Genomic DNA, 21,520 nt, shown 5'->3' with positions numbered 1-21,520 from the left:
GGTCATTCAATGCCTCTGCGGTGCTGGGGACAGGGGTGGACGGGGCGATCACACAGCGAAAAGGATCACCGGGTGAAAAGGTAGATGACGCTTCGGTGCTCCGTGTATGCGACCGTGCGGTGGTACCCGAGCGCCTCCAGCGAGGAGATGCCCCAGGTGTCAGTGTGGCCTCCCGTCGAGTACTCAACGACCCAGACCCGGTCGATGCCGGAGAAGCGGCCGAGGCCCGCGGCCTGCGTGACGGTGTACGTGTCGTCGTGCCAGGTCGGGTTGTCGGCGTAGGGCGAGCTCAGAGTGACGTCCTTCACAGCGTCGAAGGCAGCGGGATCGGTGTCCATCGCCAGGCGCGTTCGACGTGATGGACGAACGGCCTCGTCGAAGACGATGCCGTCGCCCTGCTGCGCCTTGGCGTGCACGGTGGAGGCGATCTCGTTCCAGTCGGACTCGTTCATCGCGTACGCCTCGCGCTGACCGACCCAGATCGGAAGGGCTGTGGCGACCACGACGGCCACGGCCGCCACGCGCATCCAGACCCGTTTGCCGATGGCCTCGATGCCGCACGCCATCAGCACGGCGGCGGCCGGTGCCGCGAACGTGCCGTATCTGGCTGTGTACCCGGCGATCAACGGGCTCGACACGATCAGCAGCCCGACAGGAATGGACAACCAGCAGGCGGCGAGTGCGACGACGCTCGGATGCCCTTGCGCGACCATCGCGGTTCGCGCCCGTCTGGCCCGCACCGCTTTCACGACGGGCACGATGATCGCGACGGCGATGAGCACCCACGCGACGATCGCGAACGGCACGGCGCCGAACCACATCTGCACGAGCACCGACGACGGAGTGACCTCGACGCGATGGTGCAGGTAGGAGACCTGGTCGCGTTCGAGGAACGCGAAGATCAGCAGGGGCGTGGATGCCACGACGGCGGCGCCGGCGGCGATCGCCCAGGCACGCAGGTGGTGTCGTGCCGACGGGGTGACCAGCACGAAGACACCTGCGGCGAGCGCCATCAGCCCGACGTACACGAAGCTGTAGATGCCGAGCGTGAGAACCGCCCCGTACGCGACCCACAGCCCGATCGAGCGGCCGCGCCGCAGCACGACCTCCGCCACGATCACGCACAGCACGGCGGCGATGCCCGCGTCGAACGCGTAGGCGCGCGCCTCCTCGCCCGAGTAGGTGAGTCGCGGGAGCACCACGGCGATCGCTCCCGCGAGTATGGCGAGCCGCGTCGAGCCGAGGCGCCCGCACAGCCAGCTGACGGCGGCGGCCGCGACGCCGACCGCGATCGCGCTCGGCAGCCGTACCGCGAAAGGGCTGGAGCCGGCGATACCGACCCAGAAGTGCAAGCCGACGTAGTAGAAGCCGTGCACGGCATCCACGTGCCCGAGCATCATGAAGAGGCTCCCGAGCGGTCGCTGGGCCGAGAGCACGCTCGCGGCCTCGTCGCCCCAGAGCGACGGGATCCACGATCCGATCAGGCTGACGACGCTCGCCGTCACTCCGACGACGAGGGAGACGACCCAAAGCCGGCGGCGCGCGACGTGGTGAACGGCGACGGGCGCCGATTCCGGTGCGAGCTGAAGCATGGGCCAAGCTCAGCCAGAACTCTCCAAGAAGCGGCTAAGCGTTCCCAGGAGTCGCCAAGACGACACACCGAGAACGGGAGCCTTCACTCGTCCGCCCACTCGACCTCGTCCGGCGCCCATTCCTCCTCGCGCAGCCTCGACTCGTTGCCCAGTACCGCGAGCCCGAAGAACACGACCACCGACAAGGCGGCAGCGCAGCCGGTCGACACCCCGATGATCCACTTGACGTCCACGACACCTCCGCGCTTCGAACCTCGGACACCACGGTGCGACGACGGCTCCCAGATTCGACTCAGAGGGCGGTTTTCATGACGTCACGGCCTCCGAGAGCGGCTGAGAGGGTTCGAAGTCGCGGATGCCGGCCGCGAGGCCTTCGCGCCTTTCCCGTGCCTGTCGCGATCGTCAGGAGCGCGGCAACGAGAGCGTGAACGTGGTGCCGGCCGATGACGTGTCGGAGACCTCGATGCGCCCGCCGTAACGATCGGCGAGATCGCGCACCAGCGCCAACCCGATCCCGAAGCCGGTTCGCGCCGGCCCGACCGTCGCGCCGTCGCCGTGGGCGAACCGTTCGAACAAGCGGCCGGGATCGATGCCGGTGATTCCCGATCCGTGGTCCTTCACCGAGAGCACGAACTGCGACCTGTCGCGCTCAGGGCCGACGATCACCTCGACGAGCCCGCCGTCCGGCGAGTGACCGATCGCATTGTCGACGAGCGCGACCACGCAGCGACGCAACGAGGTGGCCGGAACAGCGGTCGTCGGGCGCCCGTGCGAGGTGAACTCGAGGGCGATGTCGCGGCGGGCTGCGAGCATCCGCAGGTCGGCGAGTGTGTGCTCGACGACCTCGACGACCTCGATCACCTGCCTCGGCTCCTGTTCGGCCGGTGGGGCGGCGGCGAGCAGCAGATCGGTGATCACGTCGCCGAGCAGACTCACATCCTGCTGCAGTCCCCGCAGGTTCTCGGTGGGATCAGCGCCGGCGCCGATCTCCTGTCTGAGCACTTCGACACGGGCCGCGACCACCGCGACGGGCGTGCGCAGCTCGTGGCTGGCGTCCGCGACGAAGGTGCGCTGGATGCGCAACGCCTCGCCCAGCGGCCGTACCGCGCGCCGGGCGACCACCCAGCTGAGCAGCCCGGCGAGCACGATGGCGACCGCGCCGACCACGACCAGGGCGATCAGCATGTCGTCGGCGTCGACGTAGATCTTGTTCTCTCCCGGCGCAGGCTTCTCCAGCAGTTCGCTCGGCTGAGACTGATCGATGATGAACACCACGGACGCCACGACCACGAGGACCACGATGGCGGCGGCCGCAACGGTGATCTGCGCTGTGACGATGCGGGATGCGTGGGCGATAGCGTCGGCATCCGTGCCGCGCGAGCGGTCTCGCCGGCCTGTCACAGTTGTCCCAGGCGGTAACCCCTGCGGCGCACGGTGAGCACGATGTCTTTGTCGGTCTTGCGTCGCAGATAGTGCACATAGGTGTCGACGGTGCCCGGCTGGTCGTCGGCGCTGAAGACGGTGCGCAGAATCTGCTCCCTGCTGAAGGTGCGGTCCGGGCTTTCGGCGAACAGCCGCAACAGGGCGTTCTCGCGGGGGGTCAGAAGGATGCGCCCGATGTGCGGCGAGTAGATGCATCCGTCGTCGGGGTAGAACGTCCACTCTCCGACGGGGATGCCGATGCCCTGCGGGTCGAACCGCCTGGTCAGGGCGCGCAGCCTCGCCGTGAGCTCGTCGTACTCAAACGGCTTGACGAGGTAGTCGTTCGCGCCGGCGTCGAGGCCGTCGACCTTGTCGGCGGTCGTGCCGAGCGCCGTCAGCAGCAGGATGGGCGTGACCACCCTGGCGCCCCGCAGCTTCTGCACGATGCTCAGCCCGTCGAGGTGCGGCAGCCTTCGGTCGATCACCATGACGTCGTGGTCGCCGGTGATGGCCCGCTCGAGCCCCTCCTGCCCGTCGGCGACGAGTTCCACCTCGAACGAGGGCTGCAGCGCCTTGGCCATCAAAGGCCCCAGCCGCGGATCGTCTTCGACGAGCAGCAGGTAGGGGCGCAGGTCTGCGTCGTGGTCGGCCGCCGGCATGGTGTGCACCCTTCTGACCGTGTCGTGCGCGTGCCGTGGCTCCTCGGCGACGCGTGGTTCAGGATCAGAGGTATCACGATGGGGATGGAGGATGCCGACAGCGACGCCGATGCGGCGCAATCCGGCGGTTCCCTGATGCCTTGCAGGCTGCATGAGGATCTCGGTTCAGCTGATCACGTGCTGACGCAGCGCGGCGCCGTGACGAGGTCGGTGAACTCGGACGTGACCTCGTTGCGATACGCCGCGACGTCGAGCGTGCTCGGCTCCACGCGTCCGTCGAGGTAGGCGAGCATGCCGTCTCGCAGCGCGAGATCGCTCTGTTCGACGGCATGGATCGTGTCGTTCGGCAGCGCATCGTGCACGGACACGAACGCCGTCGACACGATGGGCAGCCCGCACACCGCGGCCTCCAGAAGCACCATCGGCTGCCCCTCGTAGACGCTGGAGAGCACGAAGCAGTCGGCGGCCGCCATGATCGCGAACGGATTCTGGTACGCACCGGTGAGGGTGATGTCGTCTCCGAGCCTCAACTCGTCGATCTGCGTCTGCAGCTGCGCCCGGAGCGGTCCGGTTCCCACGATGAGCAGGTGCACGTCAGGATGCCTGGCGTGCACCGCCGCGAACGCCCTGATGAGCCTCGCGTGGTTCTTCTCGGGAGACAGCCGCCCGACCGTGACGAACCATCGTCCGTCGTGCTCCTCGAGGCGCGGCACCCACCCTGGAACGACGACCTTCTCGGTGTCCTGGTCGATCGGATGCCCGTGCAGCTCTGCCAGCGGCTGACGCACTCCGTCGAGAACGCGTTGCACATTGGGCAGGTTGCGCACCGTCACGAACCGGTCGGCCGGCGCGAACTCCGCGAGCTCTCTGCTGTTGAGCTCGGTCAGGCGAGGCGAGACGGAGACGAGATGGTCGTACGAGCGGTACAGCGCGAAGACCCTGCCGAGGCTGCGCAGCATGCGCTTCTTGCCGTGCACCTCGCGATGCCGGTCTGCGGCCATCTCGTTGTGCAGCCAGATCGCGCGGGGCACTTGCGGCGAGTGCAGCAGCAGCGTCGCCCAGAACGGGCTGTAGCCGCTGAAGTCGGCGACCCAGTCGAAGGCGGCTCCGCCGAACACCCTCACCCATTCGTCGTCCCAGAGCGCCTTGTGCCGTGCCGGGTCCGCGTGCGAGAGCACGTCTCCTCGCCGCTCGGTGAGTTTGCGTTCGAGATGCACCAGTTTGCTGCCGTTCATGCCGCCGAGGCGGAACAGCTGACGCACCCCGGCGGGGATCAGCGCCTGGTTCGCCCTGTGCCACGCCCTGCGCGAGTACGACATCAGCACGGTGACGTCGTATCGGTCCTGATCGACGCTGCCCAGCAGGTTCATGGCGGCCGTCGTGATGCCGTTCGATCGCATGCCGCCGAGGAACAGCAGCAGACGTTCGCGTCCGTCGCTCTGCGCGCCGCGCACGTCGTAGCCTCCCGTCGCGCCTCTGAAGACGATGTCGATGACGCGCTTGGTCGCTCCGCCGTCCTCGTGCGAGGCGAACCGTTCGCGCCAGCCCTCGTACGTCGGCCACGACGAGGCGGCGCGCAGCAGGTCGAGCATCGCGCGACCGGCGACGTGGGCGTCGTCGACGACCGGGCCGGGAAGGTCCTCGGGCGCGAAGTACGTTCCGCGGGACTCGGCGTAGTCGGCGGCATCCGGCGTGTAGAACACGATCGGCTTGCCGGTCGCGAGGTAGTCGAAGAAGATCGACGAGTAGTCGGTGATCAGACCGTCGCACAGCCCGAGTGTCACGTTCGTCGGCACGGAATTCGGTACCAGGATGCGCCGCAGCTCCGGTCGCGACGCCGCCAGCGCGTGCACGATCTGGTGCGTCTTCAGCAGAACGACGCGATCCGGCCCGAGCTCGCGCTGCAGCCTCGACACCGCGTCGACCAACTCGTCGATGTCGTCCTCGGGGCGGCCGAAGCTCTCGCCGTGCCAGGTGGGTGCGTAGAGCACGATGCCGCGGCCCGCGACATCCGTTCCCGCGTCTTCGAGGGCCTCGAGGGCCTTCGCCCTCTCGATCGGGCTCAGCCGCTGCCGGTCGACGCGGGGGTACCCCTCGGTGACGATGCGTCCCTGGTAGATGTTCGTCAGCCGGTACGCCTGCTCGTACATCTGCTCGGCCATGAAGTCGTTGGCCGCCAGAAGGTAGTCGGCCGAGAGAAAGTTGCGCAGTGTGTTGGCCGAGTCGAGCGCGCCGCCCGGCATGTCGAATCCCATCATCTTCAACGGCGTGCCGTGCCAGGTGTTGAGATAGATCTGTCCATCGCGCTTGCTGAATTCTGCGGGGAACGTCGCGTTGTTGATCAGGTACTGGCTGGTCGCGAGCGCGCGGTAATAGGCGGTGGTGCGGTACCGCACGAAAGTGACCCTGTCGTCGTCGGCGAACTCCTTCAGAAGCGCCGGCTCCGATGCGGGATCCGTGAGAACCCAGGTGTGCTCCAGCGTCGCGAAGTCCGGGTCGGCGAGCAGTCCACGAAAGATCGCCTCGGGGTTGCACAACGCACCGTTGCCGGAGAACGATTCGTACAGCACCGTGCCCTCGCGGATCGGACGGCCGCGCCAGAAGGCGTGACGATCGAACTGCGCGGCTCGGCGCACCCGCTTGAGCTGGCGGCGGATGCGGACGACGGGTGACTTCACGGAGACTCCTGGTGGGCGGGGCACTGGCCCCGAGAGTCTTCGCGCGACGTTCCCAGATTCCTCTAACCCTTCAGGGTCGCAGGAGCACCTTTCCGACCCTGCCCTGCCTGGTGCTCGCGATCACGGCATCCCGCACATCGTCGAACGCGTAGATGCCGTCGACGGGAAGTGTGAGCCGACCGCTGCCGATCAGCCCGAACAGTTCGCCGAACAGAGCGCGGCGGGTCTCAGGGGTCATCGCCGCAGAGACCTTGTTGCCCCAGAACCCTTTCACCACCGCTTGCTTGAAGATCAGGTCGCCCGACGACAGCTCCATGCGGTCGGATGCCATCGCACCGAACGACACGAGCGTTCCGCCCTCCGCCAGAAGGTGCAGCAGGTCACCGGATGCCGTACCGCCGACGGAATCGACAGCCGCACGGATCGGACGGTCGCCGGCCAGCTCGAGCACTCGGTCGCGCCAACCGTCATCGCTGGTCGCGACGACGTCGAGGATGCCTGCGCTCGCCAGCTCGACGACATCCGCCTCGCGTCGCACGATGCCGATGACACGGATGCCGCGGCTCGGCGCGATCTGCGCGACGAGCCTGCCGACCGTGCCGTTCGCGGTGTTCTGCACGATCACGTCGCCTTTGCCGACCTGCAGGAAGTCGACGAGGGTGATGGCGCTGAACGGCATCGAGATCAGCTGTGCGGCGACCTCGTCGGGGATGCCGTCCGGCACAGGGACGACGGCCCCGGGTTTCACGATCAGGTAGGCGCTCCACGCGCCGAACGTGCCGCCTGTGGCGACGCGCTGCCCGACCTCGATCCCTTCGATCTCCGCCCCGATCGCATCGACGACCCCGACGGCCTCCGTGCCCGCTCGTGCCGGCAGCTCGGGTTTGAAGCCGTAGGTGCCCCGGACGGTCCACAGATCGTGGTTGTGGATCGTCGCGAGGAGCACTCGGATGCGCACCTCGCGCGCTCCAGGCTCGGGCAGGGGCAAGTCCTCGACACCGAGCACCTCCGCCGGATCCCCGAATTCGTGATGGATGATCGCGCGCATGGTTCCTCCTTGTTCAAGTATCGGGTCACATGGGGGCGGATGACCGATCGAGACGGTCCTATGGGTATCCCCGGAGTTGCCTGAGAGCGCCGAATTCTTGCATTCGTCTCAAACCCGGGTCGGGACGATCGCACCATGACCACGTACCAGCGGGACGCCGCGCGGCCGTCGCCGCCGCTCCGGGAGCCGATCTCCAGCGGCACCGATCTGACTCGTCGTGCCGCGTCCGCGACGGACTGGTGGCGGATAGGGTCGGTGAGCGTCATCTGGCTGACCAGCCTGTTCGTCGTCGCGCTGTGGGTGAGCGGTGGAGCCGTGCAGGATCTGGCGAGGTTCGACGCGGACACCCTCGACACGCTCGGCAGGGTCACCGGGCTGGTCGCCGCGAACCTTCTGCTGTACCAGGTGCTGCTGATGGCCCGGGTGCCGCTGTTCGAGCGCGGCTTCGGCCGCGACGGCATCACGCGGATGCACCGGCTCGTGGGGTTCTGGTCGTTCTGGCTGATGCTCGCCCACATCGTGCTGATCACGTTCGGCTACGCGGCAGAGAGCAACGTCAACGTGTTCGTGCAGGCTTGGCAGTTCGTGTGGGACTACCCGGGCATGCTGCTCGCCGCGGTGGGAACCGGCCTGCTCGTCATGGTGGTCGTCACCTCGATGCGGCGAGCGCGGCGCAAGCTGCGCTACGAGTCGTGGCATCTGCTGCACCTCTACGCCTACCTCGGCGTGGGCTTCTCGCTCCCGCACATGCTCTGGACCGGCGCAGACTTTCTCTCCTCACCTCTCGCGACGGTGTATTGGTGGACGCTCTGGGCGCTCGCGGCGCTCTCGCTGATCGTGTTCCGGATACTCGTGCCGATCATCCGTTCGCTCCGGCACCGGGTGCGGGTCATCGCGGTCGAGCCCGACGGCGGCCACGGCGTGCTGGTGCGCATGGAGGGGCGCACACTGCATCGGCTCGGCGCAGAGTCCGGCCAATTCTTCGTGTGGCGATTTCTGGACGGGGCGGGGTGGATGCGCGGGCATCCGTTCTCGCTCGCCTCCGCGCCGGCAGGCAATCACTTCAGCATCTCGGCGCGCATCATCGGCGACGGCACCTCCCGGCTCACGACGCTGCGACCGGGAACCCGCGTCGTGTTCGAGGGACCGTACGGTCGCATGACCGGACGCGAGCGCACGGGCCGCAAACTGCTCATGATCGGCGCGGGCGCAGGCGTGACTCCGCTGGTCTCGCTGCTCGAGTCCGAGGGCTACGCCCCGGGCGACGCCACCCTGATCGCCAGGGACAGCGATCCCAGCGAAGGGCTGCGCTCCGCAGCGATCGAACGACTCGTGAAGGACCGCGGGCTGCGCTTCGCTCGGCTGGACGGTCATCGCTCGCACGGCCACTCGTCCTGGCTTCCCCAGTCTCACGCCGAGTGGACGGGTGACGACCTGATCAGGTATCTGGCACCCGATCTGGAACTCTACGACGCCTACGTCTGCGGACCCGTGCAGTGGATGGACAACCTGACGCACGACCTGCGCGCCGCCGGGCTGCCGGCATCCCGCATCCACACCGAACGCTTCACCGTGTGAGCGGCATGCGAAGGAACGAGAAGAGAGATCGATGAAGAAGATCATCTACGGCCTGCTGGCCACGGTCGCGGGGGTCGTGCTGCTGTTCAGCTACCGCACGTCGCTGGATGCCGTCGCACCGGCCGCATCGACGGGCGGCACAACACGAAATGGGACTTCGACCGGGTCGTCCGGCTCGACGTCGACCGGAAGCACGACGTCGGCGGGATCGACCGCGAGCGGGTCGACCTCGACCTCTTCGCCCTCGTCTTCCGCTTCAGCCTCCGCATCGTCGAGCTCGCTGAAGGACGGCAGCTTCACGGGCCAGGCCGTCGACACGCGCTACGGGCCGGTCCAGGTTCGGATCACGGTTTCCGGTGGAAAGATCACCAAAGTCTCGGTTCCGCAGTACCCGACGCAGAGCTTCCGCGACCAGCAGATCAATCAGCAGGCCGTGCCGACGCTCGTCTCCGAGACGTTGAGTGCGCAGAGCGCCAAGATCGACATGGTCTCCGGAGCCACGTACACGAGCGACGGCTACCTGCAGTCGCTGCAGAGCGCACTGGACGGGGCACGTGCGTGATCCCCGCCGGACAAGGCCGCACGGTCCGCACCGCCGGGGTGATGGGCACGGTGGCGAGCATCCACGTCATCGCCGCCGACGGGAGCCGCGAGCACCGTGCCGTGCTGGCGGCCATCGACGCCTGCTTCGACGAGCTGCGCGACGTGGAGCGCGTCTTCTCGACGTTCCGAGACGACTCCGATATCTGCCGCCTGCGCGACGGACTGATCGAGGCCGACGAGGCGGATGCCCGGGTGGCCGTCGTGCGCGCAGCGTGCGTCGACGCGAAAGACTCCACCGGCGGCCGCTTCGACGCCTGGCGGCGCGGATGGTTCGACCCGACCGGCTACGTCAAAGGCTGGGCGACCGAGCATGCTGCCCGGAGCATGCTGGCTCCTCTCCTGGGCCGCGCGGGGATCGATGCCGTCGGGATCAACGTCGGAGGAGACATGCAGCTTTTCACGGCGGCCGAATCGGCCTGGCTCTGGCACGTGGGCGTCGCCGATCCGACCCGCTGCGGCGAGGTGTCGGCCACGATGGAAGTGCGGAACGGAGCCGTCGCCACCTCGGGAACGGCCGAGCGTGGTGCGCACATCATCGATCCACACACGAACGCTCCCGTCCTCGGCGTCGCGAGCGCCACCGTGGTCGCCGACGGACTCGAACTGGCCGACCTGTGGGCGACGACAGCGGTCATCGCCGGTTTCGACGACCTGTCGTGGATCGCCTCGCCCGGCGTGCGCTCAGGACTCGTCGTCTCCTCCGACGGCAGGGTGCGCAGGTGGGCGAACGGCCTCGAGCTCACCGCGTCGGATCGGTCGACCGCTGCGCCCGACGCGCTCCCGTTCGCGGTGCGACGGGGAGCGTGAGCCGGAACACGGTTCCCTCGGCCGACGTGCTCTCGACCGCCACGTCGCCGCCGTAGCGGCCGGCGATCTCCCTGACCAGTGCAAGGCCGATGCCGAAACCCCTCCTTCGCCCCGTCTCGGCTGACCGGGCGAACCGGTCGAACACCCGCTGAGGGTCGATTCCGACGATGCCGTCACCGCTGTCTGCGACGCGCAGCACACCCATCCGGCCGTCGACGCCGATGCTCAACGTCACCTCGCTGTCCTTCGGAGCGTGCTGGATCGCATTGTCGACCAGGGCGATCGCGACACGGGTGACGGTCACCGCCGGCACGTCGACCGCCACGTCGATGTCGGCGTGCAGCTCGAGCTGCACACCGGCATCCGCTGCGACGGGCGCGAGCGCCTCGAGCGCATCTCGGGCGGCGTCCGTGAGAACCGTGGGAGTGTCGGGCACGACCCTCGAGCCCTCCGCCGTGAGCAGCAGGTCGTTGAGCAGCTCCGACATCGAATCGGCGTCGCGCCGCAGATTTCGGAGCGTGTCATCGATCGGCTGGCCACGCCGATGCCTGCGCTGCAGGATCTGGATGCGACTGCTCAGCGCCGTCAGCGGCGTGCGAAGCTCGTGGCTCGCGTCGGCGACGAAGTTTCGCTGGAGCTGCAGCGCCTGCGCCATCGGCCTCGCCGACCTGCGCGCCGCGAACCAGCCAACAAGCGCCAACAGCGCGACTCCGACGACCCCCAGTCCGATGACCCATGGCAGCACGTGGTCCACGTCGACGACGAAGCTGTCGCCGACGAACCTCTTTCCGCTCGGCGGCCCGCCACGGGGCTGTTCATGCCGACCCGTCGTCAGAATGACGATGAGCAGAATACCCACCCCTGCCGCGATGATCACGGCGGAGGCGATACCGACGAAGAGGCCGACGGAGACAGCCGCCCTGCGCGACCGGCGCTCGTCATCCGCCAAGCTCACGCTGTACCTGCCCGGTATCCTCTGGCGCGCACCGTCTCGATGACCTCTTTCGCGGTCTTGCGGCGGATGAAGTGCACATAGGTGTCGACCGACCCTGCAGTCTCGCCTCCGCGGAACACGGCGGCGAGAATCTCCTCGCGTGTGAACACGTGCTCCGGGCTGTCGGTCAGCAGTTCCATCAGGGCGTTCTCCGTCGCGGTGAGAGTGGCCCGCGACCCGGTAGGCGAGTACAGCGCCTGCGACTCCGGCACGTACAGCCACTCCCCGACGTACCTCCTCGTGCCCTCAGCACGGAACCCGCGGCGCAGGGCTCGCAATCTGGCGAGCAGCTCATCGAAGTCGAACGGCTTGACCAGGTAGTCGTTGGCACCGGCATCCAGTCCTCCCACGCGATCGCGCGGCGCATCGAGAGCGGTCAGCAGCAGAATCGGCGTCGTGATGCGCGCCCTCCGCGCCGCGCGCACGAGATCGATGCCGTCGAAACCGGGCAGCCTGCGGTCGACGACCATCACGTCGTAGCGCTGCCCGAGCGCGCGTCGCACCGCCGCGTCGCCTTCCGTGACATGGTCTACCTCGTACGACTCGGACAGCACCTCGACGACCATCGCGGCGATCTCGCGGTCGTCCTCCACGTACAGAAGCCGCGGCCGGTTGCCGGATGCCTGCGCTGCAGCCCGCTTCACCCCCGGTTCATCCGACATGGCAGAAGCACATCACACGCGTGAGCTCTGCTCCGGCGACTCACCGGTCGACGGCAGCAGCAGCCCGAGCGCCGTGAACTGCTCCACCGTCAGCTCTTCGCCGCGGGCCGTGGTCGGCAAACCGGCCTGTTCCAGCGCAGCGGATGCCCGCGCCGAGTCCCCGAAGATCCCTGCCAGCGCCTGCCGCAGCATCTTGCGTCGCTGCCCGAATGCACCGTCGACGACGGCGAACACGCGGCGGCGCAACTCATCGTCGTTGCGGGGATCGTCGTCGGCAAGCTCGTGGCGCTCGAACGCCACCAGGATCGAGTCCACGTTGGGCACTGGCCAGAAGACCTGCCGCGACACCTGGCCGGCGGTGCGCCACGATCCGTACCAGGCCGCCTTCACGCTGGGGCCCCCGTACACCTTCGAGCCGGGCTCGGCGGCGAGGCGCTGGCCCACCTCCGCCTGCACCATCACGACTCCGGAAGCCAACGTCGGCACGGTCTGCAGCAGGTGCAGGAGCACGGGCACAGAGACGTTGTACGGCAGGTTCGCCACGAGGCGGTTCGGCGCGGCGGGCAGCTCCGTCACTTTCAGGGCATCCTGATGCAGCACGGTCAGCTTCGACGACGCCTCGGGCGCGAGTTCCGCCACCGTGATCGGCAACTGTGCAGCCATCCTCCGGTCGATCTCGACGGCGACGACCGAGGCGCCCGTCTCCAAGAGCCCGAGCGTGAGCGACCCGAGACCCGGCCCGACCTCGATAACGACGTCGCCGGCCTCGACACCGCCGACGCGCACGATGCGTCGCACCGTGTTGGCGTCGATCACGAAGTTCTGCCCGAGCTTCTTCGTCGGTGTGACGTCGAGGAGGTCGGCGAGATCTCTGATCTGCGCAGGGCCCAGTAGCTGCATCGGATGCCCCTGCCCGCGCTAGGCGATCGCGCCGGTGGGCGTCGTCGGAGGCGTGGCCACCGGCTCGGAGTCCCACTTGCCGTAGACGAGTTCGGTGTTCGAGACGAGCTGGGCGCCGAGCACGGAGACATCCGTGCCGATCGCCTCGGCCATGCCCCGCACCGTGTGAGGAATGAGATAGGGAGCGTTGGGCCGGCCGCGATACGGCGTCGGCGTGAGGTACGGGGCGTCCGTCTCGACGAGCAGCAGCGACCGCGGGGCGATCTGGAGAGCATCCCGCAGCCTCTGCGCGTTCTTGAACGTGACCGTTCCGGCGAACGACATGAACCAGCCGTTGTCGGCACACGTCTGCGCCAGCTCGGTTCCGCCGGAGAAGCAGTGGAACACCACGGTCTCTGGGGCGCCGACGCGCTGCAACGTGGCGATGACGTCGTCGTGCGCGTCGCGGTCGTGGATCTGCAGGGCCAGGCCGTGTCGTTTGGCCATCTCGATGTGCGCCTCGAACGACGCGAACTGGGCGGCACGCCCGCTCGCGTCGGTGCGGAAGAAGTCGAGACCCGTCTCGCCGATCGCCCGAACGCGCGGCCGAGCGGCGAGCGAGTCGATCACGGCCAGCGCGTCGTCGAGCGCGCCGGCGGCATCCAGGTCGGGAGCGTCGTTCGGGTGGATGGCCACCGCCGCCAGCATGCGCGGCTCGATCGCGGCCGTCTCCGCCGCCCAGATCGACGACTCGACGTCGGTGCCGACCTGCACGACCCCCCGCACGCCCACTGCCGAAGCGCGGTCGAGCTGCTCGCGGTAACCGAGCGCGTGGCCGTCTTCGATGCGACCGGGCCGCGCCGACGGATCGATGTGCGTGTGGTTGTCGTACACCGGCACCACAAGGGGCGTCGGCAGCGGCGGGTACGTCGGATCGCTGGGCATCGGGTCAGCTTGCGACGGCCGCTTCGATCCGTGGGAACAGTGCATCGAGCTGCGACACACGGATGCCGGCAGGCAGCTGCCCCCATCGTCCCGCGTCGCGGAGCGGCTGGGCGGTGATGTCGCCGAGGGCATCCTGCGCACCGAGCGCCGCCCACAGCGTGCCCGCCGCCTTCGGGATCACCGGGGACAGCAGGACGGCGAGCGCACGCAGCCCTTCGGCAGTGGTGGCGAGCACGGTCTTCAGTCGCTCACGGGTCGCCTCGTCCTTGGCGAGCACCCACGGTTCCTGCTCCGTGATGTAGCCGTTCAGCTCGTCGACGATGGTCCAGACCGCAGCGACACCCTCGTGGATGGCGAAACGTTCGATGGCGGCATCCGCGTTCGTCGCGGCATCCGCCACGACCGTCCGCACCTCGAGGTCCGCCTCGTTCGGCTCGCCGGACACGGGGATCTCACCGTCGAAATAGCGCTGCAGCATCGCGATCACGCGCGAGGCGAGGTTGCCGAAGCCGTTCGCGAGCTCCGCCTGGTAGCGGGCGGACAGGTCTTCCCAGCTGAACGAGCCGTCCTGGCCGAAGCTGATGGCGCGCATGAAGTAGTACCGGAAGGCGTCGGACCCGAACGTGTCGGTGATCTGCGACGGCGCGATGCCGGTGAGCTTGGACTTGCTCATCTTCTCGCCGCCGACGAGCAGCCATCCGTGGCCGAAGACCTTGTGCGGCACATCGAGCCCTGCCGCCATCAGCATGGCGGGCCAGATGACGGCGTGGAATCGGGCGATGTCCTTGCCCACCAGGTGGTAGGCCGGCCAGCGCCGGGCGAACAGCTCGGGGTCGTCACCGTAGCCGACGGCCGTCGCGTAGTTGAGCAGTGCGTCGAACCACACGTAGACGACGTGCGACGGATCCCACGGCACCTTGATGCCCCAGTCGAAGCTGGACCGCGAGATCGAAAGGTCGGAGAGGCCCTGCCGCACGAACTGGATGATCTCGTTGCGCACGCTCTCCGGCTGCACGAAGTCCGGCTGCGACTCGTAGAGGTCGAGCAGCCGCTGGCCGAAGTCGCTCATGCGGAAGAAGTAGTTCTTCTCCTTGAGGATCTCGATCGGCCGGGAGTGGATCTTGCACACCAGCTGGCCTTGGTACTCGCCGCTGAGGGGTTCGTCGAGCTCATCGCGCTGCTTGTACTCCTCGCAGCCCACGCAGTAGTAGCCCTCGTATTCGCCCGCGTAGATGTGCCCGTCGTCGTGCAGCTTCTGCAGGAACTTGCCGACGGCTTCTTCATGACGCACGTCGGTCGTGCGGATGAAGTCGTCGTTGGCGATGTCGACGGTCTCCAGCAGCGGCTTCCACGCGGATGCCACCAGCCGGTCCGCCCACTCCTGCGGCTCGAGCCCGTTGGCGGTGGCCGTGCGCAGAATCTTCTGTCCGTGCTCGTCGGTCCCGGTGAGCAGCCAGGTGTCGTCGCCGGCCTGACGGTGCCAGCGGGAGAGCACGTCGGCGGCTACCTCCGTGTAGGCATGCCCGATGTGGGGAACATCATTCACGTAGAAAATGGGCGTGGTGATGTAGAACGAGGAGCCGTCGGACATGCGTTCCATCCTAATTGGCGGCGCACACCCGCCTTGTCGTGTTACGGACGCTCGCTAGGGTGGCGGAATGCCCCGGCTCATTCACCTGAACGGCCCGTCGTTGGTCGGCAAGTCGACGCTGGCGCGGCGGTATGCGGCGGAGCATCCCGGCACGCTGAATCTGGATGTGGACCTGCTCGTCGGCCTGGTCGGCGGATGGCAGCATGACTTCCCCTCGGCACTGACCGTCGCGCGCGGTCACGGGACGGCGATCGCCGTTCGGCATCTCGAAGGCGGACATGACGTGGTGCTGCCGCAGCTGATCACGAGCTTCGACGGGCATCCGTGGGCGGACGACATCGCCGCGCAGGCACACGCCGAGTACGTCGAGATCGCGCTGCTGGCCGATTCGGCCGAGCACGAACGACGCCTTCTGGCGAAACGGCCGGGGCACGCCGTCGAGGCGTACACGCAGCACGCACTCTCCGACCCCGACAGCGAGCTGCTCCAGAAGATTCGGCTGGATCTGGAGTCCTACCTCGCCGACCGCCCTGACACGATCTGTCTGGACACGACAGGTCTCAATGCGGATGAGACATATGCGCGTCTGCTCGCCGTGCTCGCAGGGAGCGGGCCTGACTGATCAGTCGAGCTTCACTGGCGCGGGTGTCGGCGGCACGGGCGGCAGGTCGTCCAAGGTCGCATCTTCTTCCGAATCTTCCGCAATCCACTTCGCGAAACAGGAACTCACGGGCCAAATCAGATGCGTCACGGCACGAGCACGATGCGCCCGAAGACGGTGCCGGCATCCATCTCCCGATGCGCATCCGCCGCACGCTCCAGCGGCAGCACCTCATGCACGACAGGGTGGAGCTCGCCTGCGACCGCCGCCTCGAAGAAGCGAGCGCGGGCGGCATCCCGATCGGCGGTCGGAACGGTGTCGAGGCTGAACGTGGCGACGGATCGCGACTGCTGGAACGCCCGCACGAGGCGCATGCCGAAGTCGGCAGGCGGCATCCCCGCCACCGCGCCGACGAGCACGAGGCGTCCGTTCGGGGCGAGGCGGTCGATGAAGTCGGGCACGTCGGCGCCGCCGACGATGTCGATGATCACGTCGAAGGATGCCGGCGCATCCGCCTCGCCGGCCCCCGAACGGTCGAGCACGTGTGTCGCCCCGAGCTCGACGAGCCTGCGCCCGCGCTCGTGCGACGACGTCGTCACCGCGACGGGGCCCGCGCCCCCGTGAGCCGCGAGCTCCACGGCGGCGATGCCGATACTGCCGGCCGCACCGCGCACCAGAACGGACTCGCCAGGTGCGACGTGCGCGTGCCTGAGCGCGAAGTGCGCGACAGGCGCCGCGCTCCCGATCGCCACCGAGTCGACCGATGTGAGGCCGTCCGGCAACAGCATCACGTCGCCGATACTCGCGATCGCCTGCTCCACGTATCCGCCGCCGGTGCCGGTGAACGCCCAGACCCTGCGCCCGATCCAGGAGCGATCGATCTCGTCGCCGACCGCCGCCACGACGCCGGCGACCTCACTGCCCGGGATGTGGCCCTCGGTGAACCCGTCGCCGCCGAGAGTGCCGCGGCGGATCACGGCGTCGACCCCGCCGACTCCGATCGCCTCGGTCCGGATCACCACCTGATCTGGTGCCGGGACCGGTGCCGCAACATCCGACACCGTCATGCCGCCCGGGTCGCCGAATCGCTGGATCGTCACCGCTCGCATCATGTTCTCCTTCGTGTCGGCGGGGTACCGTTGCGACCGTAATGGACGCCCCCGTCCGGTTACAGAAGTGAGAGAGATGGCCGACGCAATGCCTCGGATGCTTCGCACCGATGCCCAAGACAACCGCGATCGCGTGCTCGACGCGGCTCGGCAACTGTTCTCCGAGCGCGGTATCGATGTGACGATGCGTGATGTGGCGCGTCACGCCGGCGTCGGTCCCGCGACCCTCTACCGTCGGTTTCCGACGAAGCAGGTCCTCATCGACGCGGCGTTCGCCGACGAGCTGCGCACCTGCAGCGGAATCGTGGCGGAGGGCTGCGCCGACCCCGACCCGTGGCGCGGCTTCCGCTCGGTGATCGAGCGCATCACCGTGCTCAACGTTCAGAACCAGGGCTTCGTCGACGCGTTCATGTCTGCGAACCCGCAGGTCGACAGTGTCGCCGCACACAGGGCATCCCTGCTCCGGATGCTCACACAACTGGCCGCGAGGGCTCAGCGGGCAGGAGGCCTGCGCGCCGACTTCGTCATGGACGACCTGCTGCTCGTGCTGATGGCGGGCCGGGGACTGGCGTCCGCTCCGACCGAGCACCGTGCGGCGGCGGCCAGGCGCTTCACCGCGCTCGCCATCGATGCGCTCAGCGCCTCAGGCACCCGCGCAGATCTGCCGCGAGCGCCTCGGCTGGCATCCGCGATGGTGCACAACAGCCGGTAGGTGCCGCGTTCAGTTCAGCTCAGGATGCCCCGCCGGGAAGAGGACCGTGCGCGTACGTGTGTGCCTCGGCGGCGAGTTCGCCCCAGTCCGCGACGTCGTTGATCGCGACCCAGTGGGATGCCTCGCCCGGCTCCTTCTCGAGGAATGTCGCGATCTCCCTTGCGACCAGGTCGTCGGCGCGATTCGACGGCAGCTTCACGGCGAGGGAGTCCCCCACCAGGTAGGCGAATCGGCGCCCCTTGACGTAGAGGGAGCCGTCGCGCACGTCGACGTCCCTGTCGGGGTCGGATTTCAGGTCGAAGACGAGGGAGTCGAAGTCGTCAGTGCGAGACATGGTGGTCATCCGTTCCGATCGGCCGCCGATGGGCGCCAGGACGTGAAGCTTACCGCGGGGGTCACCCGTGAATGCGTCATCGGGGGCGCGAAGGACTACCCCAGCCCGGACGCCGCGAGGAGGTGCTCGCGCAGGGCATCCCGCACGGCCGCCATGCCGTTGTACGTCTCCTCGAAGCTCGTCGACAGGGGCGACAACCCGATGCGAAGACCACCGGGGTCGCGGTAGTCGGGGATCACACCCCGCTCCCAGAGGGTCGCCGTGACCTCGCGCATCGCGGGGTGCGACACCGTGACGTGACCGCCGCGTCGGGCGGCATCCCGCGGCGATGCGAGCATGGCGCCGAGCGGGGCCAGCCATTCGTCCGCGAGCGTGATCGCGAACTCGGTGAGCGCCACCGACTTCGCTCGCACCGCGTCGATGCCCTTGTCCTCGATCATGTCGAGGGTGTCCTGCATGGCGAGCATGCCGATCACGGGCGGCGTGCCGCTGATGAAGCGGCGCATCCCGTCGGCCGGGCGGTACTCGGGACCCATCGCGAAGACGTCCGCCGCACCCATCCAGCCCCGGATCGGCTGTTCCAGCACCTCCTGCAGATCGCGCCGCACGTAGGCGAACGCCGGCGATCCCGGTCCACCGTTCAGGTACTTGTACGTGCAACCCACCGCGAGGTCGGCGCCCCACGCGTCGAGCTCCACTGGAACGGAGCCTGCCGAGTGGCAAAGATCCCACAGCACCAGCGCGCCATTGTCGTGGGCGATGGCGGTGATCGCTTGAGCTTCGGCGAGGTATCCCGAGCGATAGGCGACATGGCTGAGCACCACGAGCGAGGTCTGCGGTCCGACGGCGGCGGCCACCTGCCGGGGTGTGACTCCGGATGCCGGGTCCGCCTCGATCCAGCGCAGGCTCAGCCCTCGCTCGGCCGCGATGCCGTCGAGCACGTAGCGATCGGTCGGAAAGTTGTCGGTGTCGAGCACGATCTCGGTGCGCGCGCCCGAGCCGCGCGGGGCATCCACCGCCGCCCTCGCCAGCTTGTACAACAGCACGGTCGTGGAGTCTCCGATCACGGTCTGACCGGATGCCGCCCCCAGCACCGCCCGACCGATGCGGTCCCCGATCGTGAACGGCAGCTCCATCCACTCCTCGTCCCAGCCGCGGATCAGCTTGGATGCCCACGCCTGAATCATGAAGCGCTGCACGCGCTCGATGCTCGCCAGGGGAGGCCGGCCGAGCGAGTTGCCGTCGAAGTAGGCGACGACCTCGTCGTCCGGCTCGACGAACCGGGCGCGGAAATGCGCCAACCCGTCGCTGCGGTCGGCCCGTCGGGCGAAGGCGAGATGGGCATCCGGTGAGGTCATGACGGGGATCCTTCCACGGTCTCCTCCAGGTAGTCGACGGTCGTTCCGCGGGCCGTGGCGATCCAGCTCGCTGTCTCGGCGGCACCCTCGGAGGAGTCCAGCGGCAGGCCGGGGACCCACGCCAGTCGAGGGCCGATCGCCTCGGGATGCTCGTGACCGGCGATGCTCGCGATGAGCGCGTCACGATCGAGTCCGACGGCCGCGAGCGCGAGGAGCTCGCGCTCGTTGACGCCGACAGGGAGCGGGCCGTTGCCGAGGTCGGTGCCGTAGAGCACGCGTCCGCCCGCAGCAGCGATGTGCCGCAGGTTCTCGCTCGCGATCTCGAACGCCTCGCTCGGAGTGCCCCAGCCGTGGATGTCGAGAGTGGAGACGACCGCGGTGCGCGCCCGCGAGATGCGCGCGATCAGGTCGGAGTCGAGCCGCTCGCTGAACGGCGTGTGCGCGAGCACGTTGACGCCGGCGTCCAAGGCGCGCGCGGTCATCCCCTCGCCTTGCACGTGAGCCGCAACGGGCACGCCGCTCGCACGTGCACTCGATACGATCGCCTCGAGCAGCTCGGGGCTCGGCACCGGCCCGTCGTCGCTGCTCAACGTCACCTTGATGACGGATGCCCCCAGTGCGACCTGCGCGAGCACCGCCGCCTCCGCCTGCCTCGGCCCCGACAACTCGACGACGGCATCGTCAGGCGCCCAGTCGCGCCCCTTCGGGTATCCGCCGACGCAGGTGAGGAACGCGCCCGCGATGTGCACCTCGGGCAGCGTGGATCCCGGGAACGCGGCATCCCTGCGCAGTCGGGACGACTCCGCGGGGATCCAGCCGAGGTCGACGACGCTGGTGACGCCGGCGGCGAGCAGGCCGCTCGGATCGACCAGCCCGAGGTGCACGTGGTGGTCTGTCAGCCGAGGGAACAGGGTGCCGGGAATCACCAGGTCGGGGCTGGCGTACTGCTCGGCCCGCTGCAGCAGGCCGTCGCGTACGACGAACGCGGTCGGTCCGCGGAACGAGCCGATCCAGTAGTCCTCGAAGACGATGACCTGGCCCTCGTCGATCACGCAGGCGCACCGATCTGCGTGCGCACCTCGAACAACTCGGGGAAGAACGTGATCGACAGCGCCTTCTGCAGGAACGGCACACCGCTGGATCCCCCTGTGCCCGTCTTCATGCCGATCGTGCGCTGCACGGTACGCAGGTGGCGGAACCGCCAGAGCTGGAAGTTCTCCTCCAGGTCGACGAGCTCCTCGCACGCCTCGTACTGCGACCAGTTGTCCTCGGCGTGCCGATAGATCTCGCGGATGACCGGCATGAGGCTCTCGTCGAACCGGTACGGCTTCGTGACGTCGCGCTCGAGCACGGACGCGGGAACCACGAAGCCGGAGCGATGGAGGTTACGCAGGAACTCGTCGTAGAGGCTGGGGCGCTCCAGCAGGTCGGCGAGCAGGGCACGGGCATCCGGATCGTCGGCGAACACCGTCAACAGCCGCTCGTCCTTGTTGCCGAGCGCGAACTCCACCGCGCGGTACTGCCACGACTGGAATCCGGAGGAGTTGCCGAGGGATCCGCGGAACTGCGAGTACTCGGTCGGCGTGAGCGTCGCCAGCACCGACCACTGCTCGGTGAGCGTTCGCTGGATGTGCTTCACGCGTGCGATGCGCTTGAGCGCCGGCTGCAGCTGGTCGTCGCGCAGCAGGCGGCAGGCATCCGTCAGCTCGTGCAGCACGAGTTTGAACCACAGTTCCGTCGTCTGATGCTGGATGATGAACAGCAGTTCGTCGTGATGCTCCGGATCGCTGACCGGATGCTGCGCGTCGAGCAGGCGATCCAGGCTCAGATACGACGAATAGCTCATGCGTTTCGAGAAGTCGGTGACGATCCCCGCTTCGTACCTGTCGTGCTCGTCGCGATCGGTCATGGAGCCTCCCTGCTTCGCTCCCATTCTTGCGCCCCCGCT

General features: G+C 68.3%; 21 protein-coding genes. 5 read left to right on the top strand and 16 right to left on the bottom strand.

From position 1 onward, the window contains the following. Positions 1–65: 65 nt before the first annotated feature. The 6 genes from MJ603_RS12110 to MJ603_RS12085 form a co-directional block, all read right to left on the bottom strand. Entirely contained in the window at positions 66–1,592 is a 1,527-nt protein-coding gene (locus MJ603_RS12110; RefSeq protein WP_243063985.1) for a glycosyltransferase family 39 protein, read from the bottom strand. A gap of 83 nt (positions 1,593–1,675) precedes the next feature. Continuing rightward, the gene (locus MJ603_RS12105) at positions 1,676–1,825 is read right to left on the bottom strand and encodes a hypothetical protein (RefSeq protein ID WP_243063984.1); all 150 of its coding nucleotides are present in this window, start codon (positions 1,823–1,825) and stop codon (positions 1,676–1,678) included. Between the two features lie 169 nt (positions 1,826–1,994). Further along, positions 1,995–2,993, bottom strand: a complete 999-nt coding sequence (locus MJ603_RS12100) for a sensor histidine kinase KdpD (protein WP_243063983.1) — start codon at positions 2,991–2,993, stop codon at positions 1,995–1,997. Next, positions 2,990–3,673 carry a response regulator transcription factor gene (locus MJ603_RS12095; RefSeq protein ID WP_243063982.1) on the bottom strand — a complete coding sequence of 228 codons (684 nt, stop codon included), beginning with the start codon at positions 3,671–3,673 and terminating at the stop codon, positions 2,990–2,992. Before MJ603_RS12095 ends, MJ603_RS12100 begins: the two co-directional genes overlap by 4 nt. Before the next feature lie 173 nt (positions 3,674–3,846). Continuing rightward, positions 3,847–6,351: a glycosyltransferase gene (locus MJ603_RS18785; RefSeq protein ID WP_243063981.1), complete on the bottom strand. Its 2,505-nt coding sequence runs from the start codon at positions 6,349–6,351 to the stop codon at positions 3,847–3,849. 70 nt (positions 6,352–6,421) lie between these two features. Beyond that, a complete protein-coding gene (locus MJ603_RS12085) occupies positions 6,422–7,399 on the bottom strand; it encodes a zinc-binding dehydrogenase (RefSeq protein ID WP_243063980.1) in 978 nt (325 codons plus the stop codon). A gap of 135 nt (positions 7,400–7,534) precedes the next feature. Between MJ603_RS12085 and MJ603_RS12080 the strand changes: the two genes are divergently transcribed. Genes MJ603_RS12080 through MJ603_RS12070 form a run of 3 tightly spaced genes read left to right on the top strand, consistent with a single transcriptional unit; the run spans position 7,535 to position 10,387 of the window. Next, the gene (locus MJ603_RS12080; RefSeq protein WP_243063979.1) at positions 7,535–8,977 is read left to right on the top strand and encodes a ferric reductase-like transmembrane domain-containing protein; all 1,443 of its coding nucleotides are present in this window, start codon (positions 7,535–7,537) and stop codon (positions 8,975–8,977) included. A gap of 31 nt (positions 8,978–9,008) precedes the next feature. Then, a complete protein-coding gene (locus tag MJ603_RS12075; RefSeq protein WP_243063978.1) occupies positions 9,009–9,539 on the top strand; it encodes an FMN-binding protein in 531 nt (176 codons plus the stop codon). After that, a complete protein-coding gene (locus tag MJ603_RS12070) occupies positions 9,536–10,387 on the top strand; it encodes an FAD:protein FMN transferase (RefSeq protein ID WP_243063977.1) in 852 nt (283 codons plus the stop codon). Before MJ603_RS12075 ends, MJ603_RS12070 begins: the two co-directional genes overlap by 4 nt. On the opposite strand, the gene MJ603_RS12065 is transcribed toward MJ603_RS12070, so the two are convergent. The 5 genes from MJ603_RS12065 to metG are packed head-to-tail and all read right to left on the bottom strand — an operon-like array spanning position 10,320 to position 15,458. Next, a complete protein-coding gene (locus MJ603_RS12065; RefSeq protein ID WP_243063976.1) occupies positions 10,320–11,342 on the bottom strand; it encodes a sensor histidine kinase KdpD in 1,023 nt (340 codons plus the stop codon). The genes MJ603_RS12070 and MJ603_RS12065 overlap by 68 nt on opposite strands. Next, positions 11,339–12,043 carry a response regulator transcription factor gene (locus tag MJ603_RS12060; protein WP_243063975.1) on the bottom strand — a complete coding sequence of 235 codons (705 nt, stop codon included), beginning with the start codon at positions 12,041–12,043 and terminating at the stop codon, positions 11,339–11,341. The genes MJ603_RS12065 and MJ603_RS12060 overlap by 4 nt, the downstream gene beginning before the upstream one ends. Positions 12,044–12,055: 12 nt before the next feature. Next, complete coding sequence (rsmA, locus tag MJ603_RS12055) at positions 12,056–12,943, bottom strand: 16S rRNA (adenine(1518)-N(6)/adenine(1519)-N(6))-dimethyltransferase RsmA (RefSeq protein WP_243063974.1); 888 nt, start codon at positions 12,941–12,943, stop codon at positions 12,056–12,058. An 18-nt stretch (positions 12,944–12,961) separates the two neighbouring features. Next, positions 12,962–13,867, bottom strand: a complete 906-nt coding sequence (locus tag MJ603_RS12050) for a TatD family hydrolase (RefSeq protein WP_243063973.1) — start codon at positions 13,865–13,867, stop codon at positions 12,962–12,964. Between the two features lie 4 nt (positions 13,868–13,871). Further along, on the bottom strand, positions 13,872–15,458 hold the full coding sequence (metG, locus tag MJ603_RS12045; protein ID WP_243063972.1) for a methionine--tRNA ligase: 1,587 nt from the start codon (positions 15,456–15,458) through the stop codon (positions 13,872–13,874). A gap of 67 nt (positions 15,459–15,525) precedes the next feature. Here metG and MJ603_RS12040 point away from each other — a divergent pair, with 67 nt between their 5' ends. Further along, positions 15,526–16,080 carry an ATP-binding protein gene (locus MJ603_RS12040; protein ID WP_243063971.1) on the top strand — a complete coding sequence of 185 codons (555 nt, stop codon included), beginning with the start codon at positions 15,526–15,528 and terminating at the stop codon, positions 16,078–16,080. Positions 16,081–16,205: 125 nt separating this feature from the next. On the opposite strand, the gene MJ603_RS12035 is transcribed toward MJ603_RS12040, so the two are convergent. Further along, positions 16,206–17,168 carry a zinc-binding dehydrogenase gene (locus tag MJ603_RS12035; RefSeq protein ID WP_243063970.1) on the bottom strand — a complete coding sequence of 321 codons (963 nt, stop codon included), beginning with the start codon at positions 17,166–17,168 and terminating at the stop codon, positions 16,206–16,208. Between the two features lie 76 nt (positions 17,169–17,244). On the opposite strand from MJ603_RS12035, the gene MJ603_RS12030 reads away from it, so the two are divergent. Then, positions 17,245–17,880: a TetR/AcrR family transcriptional regulator gene (locus MJ603_RS12030; protein ID WP_243063969.1), complete on the top strand. Its 636-nt coding sequence runs from the start codon at positions 17,245–17,247 to the stop codon at positions 17,878–17,880. Between the two features lie 19 nt (positions 17,881–17,899). Here the strand turns inward: MJ603_RS12030 and MJ603_RS12025 are convergent, their stop codons facing one another. From MJ603_RS12025 to kynA, 4 genes are all read right to left on the bottom strand, one after another. Further along, positions 17,900–18,214, bottom strand: coding sequence for a hypothetical protein (locus MJ603_RS12025; RefSeq protein WP_243063968.1), 315 nt, complete (start codon positions 18,212–18,214; stop codon positions 17,900–17,902). Between the two features lie 95 nt (positions 18,215–18,309). Next, positions 18,310–19,572, bottom strand: coding sequence for a kynureninase (locus tag MJ603_RS12020; RefSeq protein ID WP_243063967.1), 1,263 nt, complete (start codon positions 19,570–19,572; stop codon positions 18,310–18,312). Continuing rightward, positions 19,569–20,624 carry a hypothetical protein gene (locus MJ603_RS12015; RefSeq protein ID WP_243063966.1) on the bottom strand — a complete coding sequence of 352 codons (1,056 nt, stop codon included), beginning with the start codon at positions 20,622–20,624 and terminating at the stop codon, positions 19,569–19,571. The genes MJ603_RS12020 and MJ603_RS12015 overlap by 4 nt, the downstream gene beginning before the upstream one ends. Further along, the gene (kynA, locus tag MJ603_RS12010) at positions 20,621–21,481 is read right to left on the bottom strand and encodes a tryptophan 2,3-dioxygenase (RefSeq protein ID WP_243063965.1); all 861 of its coding nucleotides are present in this window, start codon (positions 21,479–21,481) and stop codon (positions 20,621–20,623) included. The genes MJ603_RS12015 and kynA overlap by 4 nt, the downstream gene beginning before the upstream one ends. Positions 21,482–21,520 lie beyond the last annotated feature (39 nt).

The organism is Humibacter sp. RRB41, from assembly GCF_022761015.1.
Classification (GTDB): Bacteria; Actinomycetota; Actinomycetes; order Actinomycetales; family Microbacteriaceae; genus Humibacter.
The sequence above is the reverse complement of the archived record's forward strand: the minus strand, read 5'-3'. Positions and strand labels throughout refer to the sequence as shown.